Annotated in this window: 10 protein-coding genes; 7 read left to right on the top strand and 3 right to left on the bottom strand. The window is 33.2% G+C overall.

Annotated elements, in window-relative coordinates; translation table 11 throughout:
• Nucleotides 1-194: 194 nt before the first annotated feature.
• Genes AAEO59_RS15980 through AAEO59_RS15970 form a run of 3 tightly spaced genes read right to left on the bottom strand, consistent with a single transcriptional unit; the run spans nucleotide 195 to nucleotide 1,681 of the window.
• Nucleotides 195-1,154, bottom strand: a complete 960-nt coding sequence (locus AAEO59_RS15980; protein WP_341701752.1) for a HipA domain-containing protein — start codon at nucleotides 1,152-1,154, stop codon at nucleotides 195-197.
• Nucleotides 1,147-1,482: a HipA N-terminal domain-containing protein gene (locus AAEO59_RS15975; RefSeq protein WP_341701751.1), complete on the bottom strand. Its 336-nt coding sequence runs from the start codon at nucleotides 1,480-1,482 to the stop codon at nucleotides 1,147-1,149. Before AAEO59_RS15975 ends, AAEO59_RS15980 begins: the two co-directional genes overlap by 8 nt.
• 1 nt (nucleotide 1,483) lies before the next feature.
• Entirely contained in the window at nucleotides 1,484-1,681 is a 198-nt protein-coding gene (locus AAEO59_RS15970) for a type II toxin-antitoxin system Y4mF family antitoxin (protein WP_341701750.1), read from the bottom strand.
• 641 nt (nucleotides 1,682-2,322) lie between these two features.
• Between AAEO59_RS15970 and AAEO59_RS15965 the strand changes: the two genes are divergently transcribed.
• The 7 genes from AAEO59_RS15965 (at nucleotide 2,323) to AAEO59_RS15935 (ending at nucleotide 14,659) form a co-directional block, all read left to right on the top strand.
• Nucleotides 2,323-3,984, top strand: coding sequence for a type I restriction-modification system subunit M (locus AAEO59_RS15965; RefSeq protein WP_341701749.1), 1,662 nt, complete (start codon nucleotides 2,323-2,325; stop codon nucleotides 3,982-3,984).
• A gap of 3 nt (nucleotides 3,985-3,987) precedes the next feature.
• Complete coding sequence (locus AAEO59_RS15960; protein WP_341701748.1) at nucleotides 3,988-5,961, top strand: AAA family ATPase; 1,974 nt, start codon at nucleotides 3,988-3,990, stop codon at nucleotides 5,959-5,961.
• On the top strand, nucleotides 5,962-7,221 hold the full coding sequence (locus AAEO59_RS15955; RefSeq protein WP_341701747.1) for a restriction endonuclease subunit S: 1,260 nt from the start codon (nucleotides 5,962-5,964) through the stop codon (nucleotides 7,219-7,221). It begins immediately after the preceding gene.
• A gap of 42 nt (nucleotides 7,222-7,263) precedes the next feature.
• Nucleotides 7,264-10,263 (top strand): type I restriction endonuclease subunit R, encoded by a 3,000-nt coding sequence (locus tag AAEO59_RS15950; protein WP_341701746.1) that lies wholly within the window; start codon nucleotides 7,264-7,266, stop codon nucleotides 10,261-10,263.
• A 166-nt stretch (nucleotides 10,264-10,429) separates the two neighbouring features.
• Nucleotides 10,430-10,930, top strand: a complete 501-nt coding sequence (locus AAEO59_RS15945; RefSeq protein ID WP_341701745.1) for a hypothetical protein — start codon at nucleotides 10,430-10,432, stop codon at nucleotides 10,928-10,930.
• Nucleotides 10,931-12,050: 1,120 nt separating this feature from the next.
• Nucleotides 12,051-13,031 carry a pectinesterase family protein gene (locus AAEO59_RS15940; RefSeq protein WP_341701744.1) on the top strand — a complete coding sequence of 327 codons (981 nt, stop codon included), beginning with the start codon at nucleotides 12,051-12,053 and terminating at the stop codon, nucleotides 13,029-13,031.
• A 62-nt stretch (nucleotides 13,032-13,093) separates the two neighbouring features.
• Nucleotides 13,094-14,659, top strand: coding sequence for a glycoside hydrolase family 28 protein (locus AAEO59_RS15935; protein ID WP_341701743.1), 1,566 nt, complete (start codon nucleotides 13,094-13,096; stop codon nucleotides 14,657-14,659).
• Nucleotides 14,660-14,943 lie beyond the last annotated feature (284 nt).

Below are 14,943 nucleotides of genomic sequence, written 5' to 3'. Positions count from 1 at the left end.
TTTTAGCCGAAACTATATCTTGAAAAATCTCAAAAAGCAAAAATGACCGATAATGGATATCTAAAATCGGTCATTTTCTTTAATTTTTATTCAAAAGATAGATTACTTCTGAATGTGCCTGAATAGCCTGCGAGGTGTACATTAGGTGTAGTGGTTTTGTTATTATTGTGTTAGTTAGTGTTAATTAAAATAAATTATATTTTTTTTTCTGAAATAAATAGCTGTGTCCTTTTTTCTATTAATGCTGTGTAACTGGACTTTTTTTCATTATTCAAAAAAGATATTTGAATGAGTTCAACTGCTTTTGGAAGCCATTTCACTAATCTTTTGTAGACAAAGTTAATTTGTTTTTCATTTAATTCTAAAACAGCTCCAAATTGATCAAAATATTTTTTAATAAAATTTTTCTTTTTTCCACCAAACAATAAGGCTGTATCATCGTCATCTTTTGGTAATATCAATTTGACATTTAATAGATCATAGGCAGGTGATAGTTCCCAGTTTAAATTTGGATGCCATAGTGAGAAGTTTTTCAAGTGCATATCATTATTTCCAATGATATAATTGAAAACGGTCAATTCAAAAAAGCGTAATTTGTCCAGCAAGGTATTAGCAGACAATTCTCCAATTGTTTTACCTACCATTTCCATCGTTCCTTTATACTTATCTTCGAGCTCCAAAATTTGCAGTAAATCGATCATATGGATTTTAGTATTAGGAGCTAGTCGGTCTATACGCTTTGTTATATAGCACAATTCGCCTGAAGCCAAGGGGATCAAATTATGAGGAACTACGTTAATATTAAATAATTCGGCTAATTTCATAGATAAATGCTCGTTTTCAGGCATTTGCTCATATAACTGATTTCGTGGTTTTAAAATATAATTTCCTCCCAGAGCATCCATTACAGTTAAACGTCCTGTTTGTCCATCTTCTAAGTTTGATTGTATTAAACTCAATGATAATTTTGGCTGTACACCAGGAACGGTTATGGATAGTTCAACGGCTTCTTTCGCAAGTTTGGCCATATCTTCTAATCGGTAGGGAAGACTTGGAGCTTCACTTGTTCCATAAAATGCTTTATTACATTTTGCATGATAATAGTCGTTATTATCATCTTGAAGTTCTTGATAGCAATACAAACATCTACGCATTTTCACTTTGAGTTATAGGATGAACACTTACCGCACCAATACTATTTTGACAACAAGCCAATAACAATCCCATTCGGTCATTTTTATTAATTTTCCAACTTTCTGAAGCTATATTCAACAGCCAGCCTTCCGGGATTAAGCCATCAAAAAAAGGGAATAGATACTTGCTCGTATAAGCCTGTTTACGTACAGGCATATTAAAAGTAATAAAGTCGTCGGGATGATTGGTACAATATTCTGTATCATAAACAAATTCATATTCGCCACTATCTTTTTCGCTTAACACCCCTGCATTTTGATTATTATATTTTATTATAGCTTGTCTCATGTTATTTTTCAATTATTGGACCTAGTGTATGACCAAACATTTTTAAAACTTGATTCACTTTAGACAAGCTTAAATTCTCTTTCCCTTGTTCTATTTTTCGAATGACTGTTAATGCGACACCTGCTTTCATAGCAAACTCTTCTTGAGTAAGATTAGCCTGTTTACGTCTTGTTTTTACAAAATTGGCAATTGAATCCATGTTATATGCTTTTGGATATAAAAATAGTAAAAAAAAGTATATTATATGTAATTAAATATAATATAGATTTTAAGGTTGAAATTATATTTATTTAGATATAATTTAAATATGATTTACTGATATAACAGTAAAAATAATTTGTTTTGATTTTATCAAGAGTGTCAAAAAATAGAAATTTAAAGAAAAAAACTCCCAAATGGAAGGAATCACTTGAAATTCCTTTTCTTTCTGATGAAATGAAAGAGAAATATTTGGATTTCTTGAATAGGAAAATGGATATGTTTTTATAATCTCCGCAAAATATGCGGTGATTAAATAGTTTATGCACCGCATTTCACATATTTAGCCATTTTCAAAAAATACAAAAGAGAAAATCTATCAGATTATCGGGACTATAAACATCTATAATTTTATCCGATTGTTACGGCTAATGAATTTTCGCGATGTAGAATTGTAAACGACTTAATGTCAATGATTAGAATTTACTGTTGTCCTAAATAATTCAAAAAAGACAGTCATAAAAACAAAAACTAATTAGATTAAGGCTTTCCGTAGGCATAATCTTTATTTTTTTTCAATATCTTAGCAAAGCATATTTCTTACATAAATAGAAATTGTATAAAATTTACATGATACAATAAATGGCACCCAAACAAAAACAAAAACAAAAATCAGAACAACTTCCATCTAAAATATCTACAGCCAAGGCTGATATTAACTTTGAACAAGAACTTTGGAAAGCTGCCAACGAACTGCGTGGTGCAGTAGCTGAAAATCAATACAAAGACTATGTGTTGCCAATGATCTTTTTAAAGCACATGTCGGAACGTTATGAAATGCGTAAAGAAGAATTAAATGAATTGCTTCACGATACAACATCCAATTATTTCACCACAGACGAGGCAGAAATCAATTATGTGTTGGAAGATGCCGATGAATATTTGTCTAGAAATGTATATATCATCCCTAAAGAAGCCACTTGGGAATACTTAAAAGCCAATGCCGAACAAGACAATATCAAAGTCATTGTAGATGATGCTTTTGATGTGTTAGATGCAACTTTGGCACAATTTAGACCTGATTTGAAAGGGATTTTACCACGTATTTTTGTAAAAAGTCAATTGACCGCTCGCCAGGTAGGTGGTTTGATTAATTTGCTATCCAATCCTAAGTTATCGCAAAAAGAAAATCCTGAAAGTGATGTGCTAGGGCGTGTGTATGAATACTACATAGGCAAGTTTGCCTTGGCAGAAGGTTCTGGTGCGGGACAATTCTTTACGCCAGGCAGTATTGTGCGTTTGATGGTAGAAATGATTGAACCTTATGAAGGCAAAATCTTTGATGCTGCTTGTGGTAGTGGGGGGATGTTTGTGCAATCTTTGAAGTTTTTAGAAAGCCATGGAGGCGACAAACGTAAGATTTCTATTTACGGACAAGAGCGTTATGATGGCACCTTGCGTTTGTGCAAAATGAACTTAGCCTTGCGCGATTTGTCTTTTGATGTACGTTTGGGCGACTCCTTATTGAGTGACCAATTTCCAGATTTAGAAGCCGATTATATTATTGTTAATCCTCCGTTTAACGTGAGCCAATGGCATCCGGAAGACTTACCAGAGAATGACCCTCGCTTGTTTGGACCCAAAGAAGAGTTTACTACCGATGGTAATGCCAACTTTATGTGGATGCAAACCTTTTGGAGTCATTTGAGCAACAAAGGAACCGCCAGTGTAGTAATGGCAAACGGAGCGATGACTTCCAACATCAAAGGTGAGAAAAACGTACGTGAGTTTATGGTAAACAACAGCATGATTGATTGTATTGTGCGTTTACCCGATAAATTGTTTTTAACTACAGGCATACCTGCTTGTATTTTTATATTAAGTAAAAACCGAGATGGCAAAGACGGCCAACACCGCGAGCGTAAAAACGAAATCCTGTTTATAGACACCAGTAAAATGGGAACTATGGAAAGCCGCAAGCTGCGTGTATTTACCGATGATGATATCAATAAAGTTGCCGAAACCTACCATGCTTGGCGCAATAATTCCCCTCTTGAGAGGGGTGCCGAAGGCGGGGTGAGTTATCAAAACATAGACGGCTACTGCTATGCCGCCACCTTAGAAGAAGTACGCAACCAAGACTACAAGCTCACCCCAGGTATTTATGTAGGTACCGAAGAAGTAGAAGACGACGGTATCGCTTTTGAAGATAAAATAGCAAGCTTACAAGCTACTTTGCAAGAGCAGTTTGCGAAAGGAAATGCCTTGCAACAAAAGATTTTGGAGAATTTTAATAAATTGTAAGTTATGATAGTTGGAGTTTTTTTGAGACACTATAAATGTTATAAAAACTTACATTTTATACCATTTCTTACAAATCATAATAAGTCAAATTTAAATTTGATTATAGGTAAAAATGGTACTGGGAAGACATCCATTTTAGAAATTTTAGATGTGTATTTTAATAAAAAATCTTTTCACTTGTCTCATGATGAAAAAAGATTAGATGCCTATATAGCACCAATCATATGTGTTAAAAAAAGTTTTTTAGAAAATATCAAGTTAAATTATGGTGGTAGTAGAACAGAATTAGAAGATATTGTTAATACTATCAGTGATGCTTTATGGGATTTAAAAGCACCAAGCGGTAGTAGACAACAACTACAATTTCAAGAAGTTCGCGATAATTTTCATTCTGATTTTTCTAAAGAAACGCACTATTTGTTGGTAGATGGTGTAAATGTTGATGGAGACTTGAAGTTCGGACCATTTGAAGAATTACACAAGATACTTCATGAAATTTCAGACAAAAAAAAGTTGTTAGCTTTTTCAAATGCATTACGAAGTTGCTACAACTATATATACATTCCGGTTGAAACAAATATAAATGATTATTTAAGATTAGAAAACACAAGTCTTCAATATCTTATAGGTGAAGATATCAAATCTAAAATTGATAATGTTTTTGATAAACAAGTAACTTATGAAGGTAGTATTAAAAAAATTATTGATATAATTAATGAAAATTTAAATTCTTATGTTACTTCTGTTGAGTCTACAATTCAAAAAATAGATAAAGAATATTCTTTTAAAACAGATCCAAATGTAAAGCGAAAAGTTACGTCTAAAGATTTAAGAGGAAGAGTTATAGAGGAATTTTTTAGAAACAGAACATTAAAAAATAAGGATACAAAAATTTATTCTTTAAGTTCTGGACAAAGAAAAAAAGCTCTAATAGATATAATTTATTCTTTAGTTGCTGAAAATAGTGATTTATCAAATGATAGTAATATTGTATTAGGGATAGATGAGCCAGAAGCTTCTCTTGATGTGACAAATTGTTTTGAACAGTTCGAAAAAATTGAAAAAATATCTCAGCATAACATACAAACATTTGTTACAACACATTGGTATGGAGCATTACCAATTTTGAATGATGCAACTATTTATCATTCGAAAGAAGATGATAGAAAAATACCTGAGATTTCATGTTTCTCATCTGGCAATTTGTTTGATAATCATGATGCTAATAGAGTAGATGATATATTTTTTAAAAGTATTTATGATTTATCATCATCAATATTATCTTCACTTCGAAATGGAACAAAAGATTGGATAATAGTTGAAGGATTTAGTGATAAATTATATCTTCAATCTTATTTTGATGTAAAACATGTTAAGTTTTTATCTATTGGAGGTATCGATAGATTGATAAGTTTAGTAGATTTTCTTTCAATTCCATTGCGAAATAAAACAGAAACAGAACATACTAAAAATAAAATAGTTTTTTTATCTGACAATGATTTGGAATATAAGCCTTCTTCAACAAAAACCTCTTCCACTTTATTTTTTAAAAGATATGTATTTAAAAATGGTGAAGTTAAAATAATTGATTATTCAGAGAACAAACATGGTGAGGTTATTACTGTTGAAGATGTTTTAGATTCAAAGAGAATGTGGAAAGCTTTGAATAGTCTAAAGGAGGATAATGAAGATTTAAAGAGCATATTAGTAAATTTCAATTTAGACGAGGATTTTTGTATAAGTAAGTTTGGAGGAGATTATTCATTTTTAGAGAGCAATAAAAAAGGAAAAGAAAAAGTAGATGCTTTCAAAAAATTAATTGAAATTCTGAAACCATTAAAAACAAGATTAGCTATTAAATATAATGAATTACCAAATGAAAATGTTCCTGAATGGATTTCAGAATTAAAAAAACTTTTAAAACCTGAACCTAAATTGACTTTAAGACCAATAAAAAGATCAAAAAATCAAAAATAAATGCCAAACAACTGGAAAACATATAAACTCGAAGAGTTAACAACAAAGCTGGGTGATGGTCTGCATGGAACACCAAAGTATTCTGAATTTGGTGAATATTATTTTATCAATGGAAATAATTTAACCAATGGAAAAATCGAGATAAAAAAAGATACAAAAAAGGTGACTTATGAAGAATTTTTAAAACATAAAAAAGATTTAAATGAGAATACATTATTTGTTTCTATAAATGGTACGATTGGAAATGTTGGAATATATAATGGAGAAAAAGTTATTTTAGGAAAAAGTGCTTGTTATTTTAATATAAAAGAAGGAGTTGATAAAGAGTTTATTAAGCAGATATTTTCAAGCAAACTATCTAGAGATTATCTTGAGAATAATGCAACTGGGACTACAATCAAGAATGTTTCTTTAAAAACAATGAGAGAGTTTCCAATAAATCTACCTCCATTAGAAGAACAAAAATCCATCGCCGCCATCCTTTCCGCTATCGACGACAAAATCGAAAACAACCTAGCTATCAACAAAACTTTAGAAGAAATGGCAATGGCGTTATACAAACACTGGTTTGTAGATTTTGGACCGTTTCAAGACGGCGAGTTTGTGGAAACTGAGTTGGGAAGGATTCCTAAGGGTTGGGAGGTGAAGAGATTGGATGAAATAGTTGATGTTGGTTCAAGTAAAAGAATATTTTACAGCGAATATGTTGAAGAAGGAATTCCATTTTACAGAGGAAAAGAAGTCATTGAATTAAGTAAAGGAAAAAGTATTTCATCTGAATTGTTTATTTCAAATGAAAAATTTGAAGAAATAAAATCAAAGTTTGAAGTTCCTAAAAAAGGAGATGTTTTAATTAGTTCTGTTGGTACAATTGGCGTTTCTTGGTTAGTTGATGGTTTTGAAGATTTCTATTTTAAAGATGGTAATCTAACTTGGCTGAAAAATTATAAAACATTTTTAAAAGGTGAATATCTTCATTTATGGTTAAATTCTGAAAATGGAAAAAACCAAATTAATGGTGAAGTAATTGGAAGTACTCAAAAAGCATTAACAATATCATCATTAAGAAATTTTAAAATTCTATTTCCTAGTGAAAATGTTTATAAAATAATTGGAGAAGAATTTGTGAATTATTATGAACAACGACAATTAAATCTAATAGAAATAAAAACCCTAACCCAATTACGTGATACCTTATTGCCTAAGTTAATTAGTGGCGAGGTACGATTGAAAGAGTTTAGGGAATCAATTACTAATTAAAATGAGATTGCCACGCTTCACTGCGTTGCGCTCGCAATGACTATGACAACAGAAGCCAAAATAGAACAAGCTACCATCGACTGGTTGACCGATTTGGGATATGAACATATTCACGGGACAACTTTTACGTTTCCAGAAAATGAAGTCGTGGATAAAGCCACTTTGTTAGCGTTTATACAACAGCAACATCCGCATTTGCCTGCGGAGTTGTATCCGTTAATGGTAGCAGAGTTTGTCAATAATAAAGGCGCTGATTTGTTGTATCGCAACCGTGATTTTCATTTGAAGTTAACCAAAGGCTTGGACTACGAATACCAAGATGCCAATGGTAATGAAAAAGCGGTGCATGTGTATCCTATCGATTTTCAAAATCCAGAAAAGAATACGTTTTGGGTTGTCAATCAATTGAGTATAAAAGGCAAGAACAAACGCCGTCCCGATGTGATTGTGTACATTAACGGTTTGCCTTTAGTTGTTTTTGAATTGAAGAATTGGTTTGATGAAAACACCAATTTGCAAGAAGCGTTTAATCAAATCCAACATTACACCAAAGATATTCCGTTGTTGTTTGAATACAACGTTGCTACAATCGTAAGCGATGGTAACGAAGCCCAACACGGCATGTATAACGCTTCCAACGAATGGTATGCCGCTTGGAAAAGTAGCAATGGTACTACCATTGTAGAAGACGATTTTCAAATGCATACGTTGTTATTCGGTTTGTTTCCCAAAGAACGTTTACTAAATTACATTAAAAACTTTGTCTTTTTTGAAGACCATAACGGCACCTTGATTAAGAAAGGTGCTAAATACCATCAATTCTTTGGGGTTAACTTTGCAGTGGAAGCCGCTAAAAAAGCCATTCGTCCTTATGGTGATGGACGTATTGGGGTGATTTGGCATACCCAAGGAAGCGGTAAAAGTATTTCGATGGCAATTTATGCAGGAATCTTACGCAGCTTACCCGAATTGAAAAACCCAACTATTGTAGTACAAGTTGACAGAAGCGATTTGGATTTTCAGTTGTATGAAAACTTTGTGTTGGCCAAAGACTTAGTAGGCGATGTACAACATGCTGATTCTACTGATGATTTAAGACGACTGCTTTCGGCAGGTAGTGGTGGCGTTATTTTTACGACCATAGAAAAGTTTCGTTTGAAATCAGGAAATGAGGATTCTTTAGGCGAATTAGAACATCCTATTTTATCGGAACGTGAAAATATTATTGTGATGGCCGATGAAGCCCACCGAACGCAATATGGTTTGTTGGATGGTTTCGCTTCTAATTTGCGTAAAGCCTTACCGAATGCTTCGTTTATTGGATTCACAGGGACGCCAGTAGATAGCAAAGATGCTGATACGCAGGAAGTATTTGGGGAAACCATTCACGTGTACGATATTAAACAGGCGGTAGATGATAAAGCCACAGTTCCGATTTATTACGAACCTCGTTTAGCTAAACTGCATTTAGCCAACGAAAATTTAGATTCGGAAGTAGATTCCTTAACATGGGAACAGGAAGACAGTGCTAATTTAAAATGGGCTGCCTTAGAAGATGCTGCTGGTTCACAAGAACGTGTAGAAAAAATTGCTAAAGATGTATTGAGTCATTTTACCAAGCGTACGGAAACCTTACCAGGGAAAGCGATGATTGTTTGTATGAGTCGCCGAAATAGTGTAAAAATGTACGATGCCTTATCACAATTAGGAGGTTGTCCCGAAATTGCGGTTGTGATGACAGGAAATATTTCTAAAGACCCAGTAGCATGGAATCCACACATCAGAACCCAAGAAGCTACGGAAGCTTTAAAGAAACGTTTTAGAAATCCAAAAGACTCGCTGCAAATTGTTATCGTTCGTGATATGTGGTTAACTGGATTTGATGCCCCTTGTGTGCATACGATGTATGTTGATAAGATTATGAAAGGACACAATTTAATGCAAGCGATTACGAGAACCAATCGTGTGTTCAAAGACAAACCATCAGGTGTTATTGTTGATTACATTGGAATTGGCGACCAATTGCGAAAAGCAACGGATAAATACACAGGTGGTGGAGGAAAAGGACAACCTACTATTGATATGGAACAAGCCTTGAATATGTTCTTTAATCAAGTAGAAGCTTGTAAAAATATGCTACCCGAAAGCATAGATTACAGTCAGTGGAAGGCTTTGCGTGAAAGTGATAAAATGCTGTTGGTCAAACAAGCCTTAAACGCTTTATTAAAATATGATGAGGTAGCCGACCAATTTATGATAGTGGAAAAGAAATTGACAGCTTTGTTATCTATTGTAAAATCGCAACCTGAAATTCAGGAATACGCTATTGATATTTTGTTTTCGCAACACGTATCAAAAGCCATACGAAACGCCAAAACTCCAAAAGGAAACGGTAGAGCGACTCAAAACGAAATAAAAGAGTTGATCAGCAGAAGTATCGAATCGGATGATATTATCGATGTATTTGCCATGGCAGGAATTGAGAAAGCAGATATTTCTATTTTGGATGAACAGTTTTTGCTCGGAGTAAAGAAAGATAAAGATAGCATTCAAATTAAGATAGAATTATTGCGTAATTTATTGAAAGACGAAATCAGAATGCGTTTGCCTCAAAATATTAAGAAATATACTTCGCTTAAAGAAGAATTAGAAAAAGTAATTGACCGTTATCACGCCAATGCGATTGATTCGTACACCACAATAGCCGAATTAGTAGAACGTGCCAAAGAAATACAAGACGAGGACAAACGTAAATCAGAATTAGGACTGTCGGATGAAGAATTGGCATTTTATGATATTCTAGCCGCCAAAAAAGACATCATCAATGAAGCAGGTCCAATTCAAGACGTGGTTCACAATGTAGTAAAAGCCGTAAAAAGCAACCTGCAAATCGACTGGACAAACAAAGAAGACGCCAAAGCAGCGATTCGTTTAGCTGTTAAAAAAGAATTACGAGGAAAGGTAAGTATACTAGAATTAAACGCTATTCTTCAAGAAATTATGGAGCAAGCGGAAGGACAGTTTAAAGAATGGAGGGCTTAAATTCAGAACTGTTTTTAAAAAAGTAAATTTAAGAAACGATATTAAATTTATTAACAATTAGATAAAAGTTCCATATTAATAAAGAATTGCTTTTTCATCTGAAATTAGATTATAGTGAAAACAAAAACACTTGGTAATATAAGGTATTAAATTAATATTTCTAAACATGTCAAAACGCGACGAACTTTCTCAAATGCCTTTGTATCAAAAGGCTCAGCAAATCCTGCAAATAACCAGAGGTTTGATAGAAACAGTTCCTAAAGACAATGCCTTTTTGCAGGAAACCACGGTGCGCTATATGATGGAAAATGCCTATCTCATTCCGGCTAAAATTGCAGGGGCTAGTGGAGTAGGTTTGTATGATTTAAAAATGGAAAATGCTGCTTTAATCCGTAAAGCTGCACGAGAATTGTATGTTCAGGCAGGAAGTTTGCGTTTTGAAGAAGATTGCAAGGAGCTCGATTATATTGAATTGTTACGCAATACAATTGAGGAATTCCGTTTGCTATTCATCGATTGGGTAGCCAGTTTTGATCCTTGGGATTATATCATAGACCGTTGGGGATTGTTTAACCCGCCGGGAGTTAGCGCACATGACAAAGACCCGGATGATGATATTCCGTTTAATCCTGATGAATTTTCGATTCGGATGATGAATAATTATTAACCTTGATGGTTTCAAAGAAATTGTATTGAACCTCTAACCTCTAACTTCTAACTTCAAACTACTAACTACTTCCCGATACAGAAATTCGCAGTTCAATGTTTATGCATGTTTTCATGTATCGAGGTACAATAACGGTACAATTTTGAACATCTTATCACAAAAAATCAACAAATAAATAGTTTCAATAGTGTTGAATTTTGAATTGGGTAAAAGCTGCTGGAACACATTAATCCAATAGTTGGTACAAATGTATTAATAAAAGTTGAAATCAGTAATAAGGGTAAATAAGTTAATGATCAATTTGCAGATATTTAGTAGTCTTTAATTTTCATATTTTCAATTATTTTACTGCACTACAATATTACTATAGAGTGGAGTCGAGGGGAATACAATCGAACACCTTAATTTTTGTGTATAATTGTATTCAAGTTGTTTTGATATCGAAAGAATAGTTCTATAGAAAAGGGAATTATACTTTTCTTTAATGTGTTAATACCAAAGAACTATATTTTTTTTACATATTTTAAGGTCTCGTTTTTACCCCTCAATTCAGAGTTGCAAATTTTGAAATTTTACAGAATGACTAAATTAATTTTACAATTTTTCAACCCATTTACCGATTTCAGCAAGTAGTTCGTTAAAGAGAGGTTTGCCTTTGTAATACAGTTTAGCTGTTTTTTATAGCGTTCTGTAATGCGTTCTCGAAGCTCCGGATTATTTAGTAAAAAATCTTTATTGATAGAAATAGTGTAAATCTTCAGCAAAAAGTGGACTAATCTAGGTAAAATCTAAGGGAGTGTTTACATAGAAATTGTACTATTTAAGTTTGGGATTCAAAAAAATAGATTCTAAATATCTCTTGTCTTTTATTAATGTATCAAACAATATTTAATTTTTAGGTAATTGTTGCTTTGAAATTGTAATTTGCCCCTGTTAGCATTGTTAAATAGCCTCCTTATAAAGATTATGAAATAATTAGGTTTGCCTTGGTTAGTAATAAAATTATATATAAAGATTATAGCTGGTAATTATAATTTTTAAAATGATTTTGGTTTGTAATAAAAGAAAGGATAATGAATTAAATTTTGTTATTCTTTCTTTTTTTAAAGTAAATGAAAAAATGAAGAGACTCTATTTTTTTTGTTCCACATTAGTAGTGACTATTATTATTGGGACTTCTGTTTTTGCTCAAAATATTCAAAAGGATTCAATAGCATTTACCGTAGCTTTAGACGGTTCTGGAGATTATAAAACCATTCAGGAAGCTGTTACTGCTTGTGGCGCTTTTTCTTCAACTCAAAAAAAGATATTTATTAAAAATGGAGTTTATAAGGAGAAAGTTTTAATAGATTCTTTTCATGCTAATATCACACTTATAGGAGAAAGTAAAGAGAAAACGATTCTAACTTATGATAATCATGCAGGGCAGAATTTTATAGGCACTTTTACCAGTTATACACTAAAGATTTTAGGGGATCATATCAAAATTGAAAATTTGACTGTTGAGAATTCAGCAGGCAGAGTGGGGCAGGCTGTAGCCCTTCATGTTGAAGGCGATTATTTTGTAGCATCCAAATGTCGGTTGTTAGGTAATCAGGATACCTTATATGCTGCGGGTAATAATAGCCGTCAGTATTTTAATGAATGCTTCATTGCAGGAACTACTGATTTTATTTTTGGATCGGCTACTGCCGTTTTTGATAAATGTGAAATCCATAGCAATACCGATTCGTATATAACAGCGGCCAATACTCCTAAAGAAAATCAATTTGGATTTGTTTTTTTTGATTGCGTGCTAACAGCTGAACCGGGTGTTAAGAAGGTTTTTCTGGGAAGACCCTGGAGGGAATATGCCAATGTAGTTTTTATAAGATGTTTTATGGGAAAACATATCCTTCCCGAAGGCTGGCATAATTGGGATAAACCCGAAAAAGAGAAGACCACTTTTTTTGCAGAGTTTGGAAATACAGGGCCTGGTGGAGATGTTTCAAAACGGGTAAAATGGGCTCATAATCTAAAGAAAAGCCAAGTTGCAGAATTTGAATTAAACAAAATTTTTAAGGTTGAAAGCAAATGGTTATTGGATACAACTAAACTTTAATTTTTTCAAAAGATTCCTTTTTTATAGTTCAAAAAAACAAAATAGTGCCAAAAAATATAATAATGAAAAAGACCTTGATTCAAAATCTATCTACTGTATTTATACTGTTATTATCTGTTATAGTGTACAGTAAAAATTACGATATCAGAGCATTAGGTGCAGACAATACAGCTAAAATAAAATGTACTGATTTAATCAATAAAACGATTAGTCAGGCGGCCAATGAAGGTGGCGGAACGCTCTATTTTTCTTCAGGAACTTATCTGACGGGGGCAATTACTTTAAAAAGTAATATTACTATTTATCTGGAAGCCGGGGCAACGCTAAAGTTTTCTTCTGATTTTAAGGATTATCTGCCATTTCAAAATGTACGGTACGAAGGTGTGTTTATGAAGACATTCGCACCCTTACTCAATGCTTATCAAGCGGAAAATATTACTATAAAAGGCGAAGGTACTCTTGATGGTAACGGATTTGCCTGGTGGGATGAGGAGAAAAGAATCTCAGAGGAAATCAAAGTGAAAAATGGGATAGAAAAACCCAATGATTTACAGAAAATGTGGACTGCTGCCAATAAAGATTTAAAGGTAGAACCTTATTACGAAGGAATATTTAAAAGGCAGTTTTTTCGTCCTCCTTTTATTCAGTTTTTAGAATGCAATAAAATCAGAATTGAAGGAGTACGTATTCAAAATTCTCCGTTTTGGACTATAAATCCTGAAGGCTGTAACGATATTGTGGTGCATGGAGTAACGATTTTTAATCCTGCAAAAGACCCGCATGGTCCTAATACTGACGGAATCAATCCGTCTTCCTGCAGTAATGTTCGAATTTCAGATTGTTTTATCAGCGTAGGTGATGATTGTATTACGATAAAATCAGGACGCGATTTTAATGGTCGAAATTATGGTAAGGCTTGCGAAAATATCACGATTACTAATTGTGTAATGCTTTCCGGTCATGGTGGTGTCGTGATTGGTAGTGAAATGTCGGGAGGGGTGAAAAATGTAACGATTTCTAATTGTGTTTTTGATGGCACAGATGCCGGAATTCGTATGAAAGCATCTCGAGGCAGAGGAGGTGTAGTTGAAAATATCAGAGTTTCTAATATTGTAATGAGAAATATTAGTCGGAATGCTTTTACCTTTGATTTGTTTTATGACAGAGCATCTAAGCCGGAACCTGTTTCTGAACGTACTCCAATATTTAGAAATATTCATATCAGTGATGTTTCTGGCGTTGGTATAAATAAAGCCGGGGAAATTAAAGGGATTGAAGAAATGCCTATAAGCGAGTTGTCTTTTACCAATATCAATTTGGAAGCCAAAGAAGGTTTTAGTTCCGACATTGCTGCCAATTTGACTTTTAATAATATGGATATCAGCACCCAAAAAGGAGCTGCTTTGGAATTTAAAAAATGTGAGGGTTTGGTTTTGAATGATATTCGTTCTAAAAAACCTTTGCAAAACCAGCCAATAATAAAAGTAACCGATTCTAAAAATGTGTTATTAAATAATTGTTTTCAAAGAGTTCCTACTGATGTATTTTTAGAATTTAGAAATAGCGAAGTAATTCAAGGCAATAATTTCTTTTCTTTGGTAAAAGAATCGATTAGAAAAATCCAATAATTAGAAACTTTGATTATGCAAAAGAAATACATCCTACTGAATTTATTATTTGTGTTTGCATCAGCTTCTGTTTTTGGACAGGATTATATACCGCTTTGGCCTAAGGGGAAAATGCCTAATTCTAAGGGAATAAAGTTAGAACGCATTGAAGAGCGTGAACGCGTCAGGCTGTGAAAAAACCTCGTTTTTTCTTTAAAACCTCCCCATTTTCATAATCTACAATCCAAATAAAGCCTTTTAAGAAGGCTATTTTTTCAGGCTGCAAATTCAGTTTGATAGAAAAC

This window comes from Flavobacterium flavipallidum (assembly GCF_038289905.1).
Classification (GTDB): domain Bacteria; phylum Bacteroidota; class Bacteroidia; order Flavobacteriales; family Flavobacteriaceae; genus Flavobacterium; species Flavobacterium flavipallidum.
The sequence above is the reverse complement of the archived record's forward strand: the minus strand, read 5'-3'. Positions and strand labels throughout refer to the sequence as shown.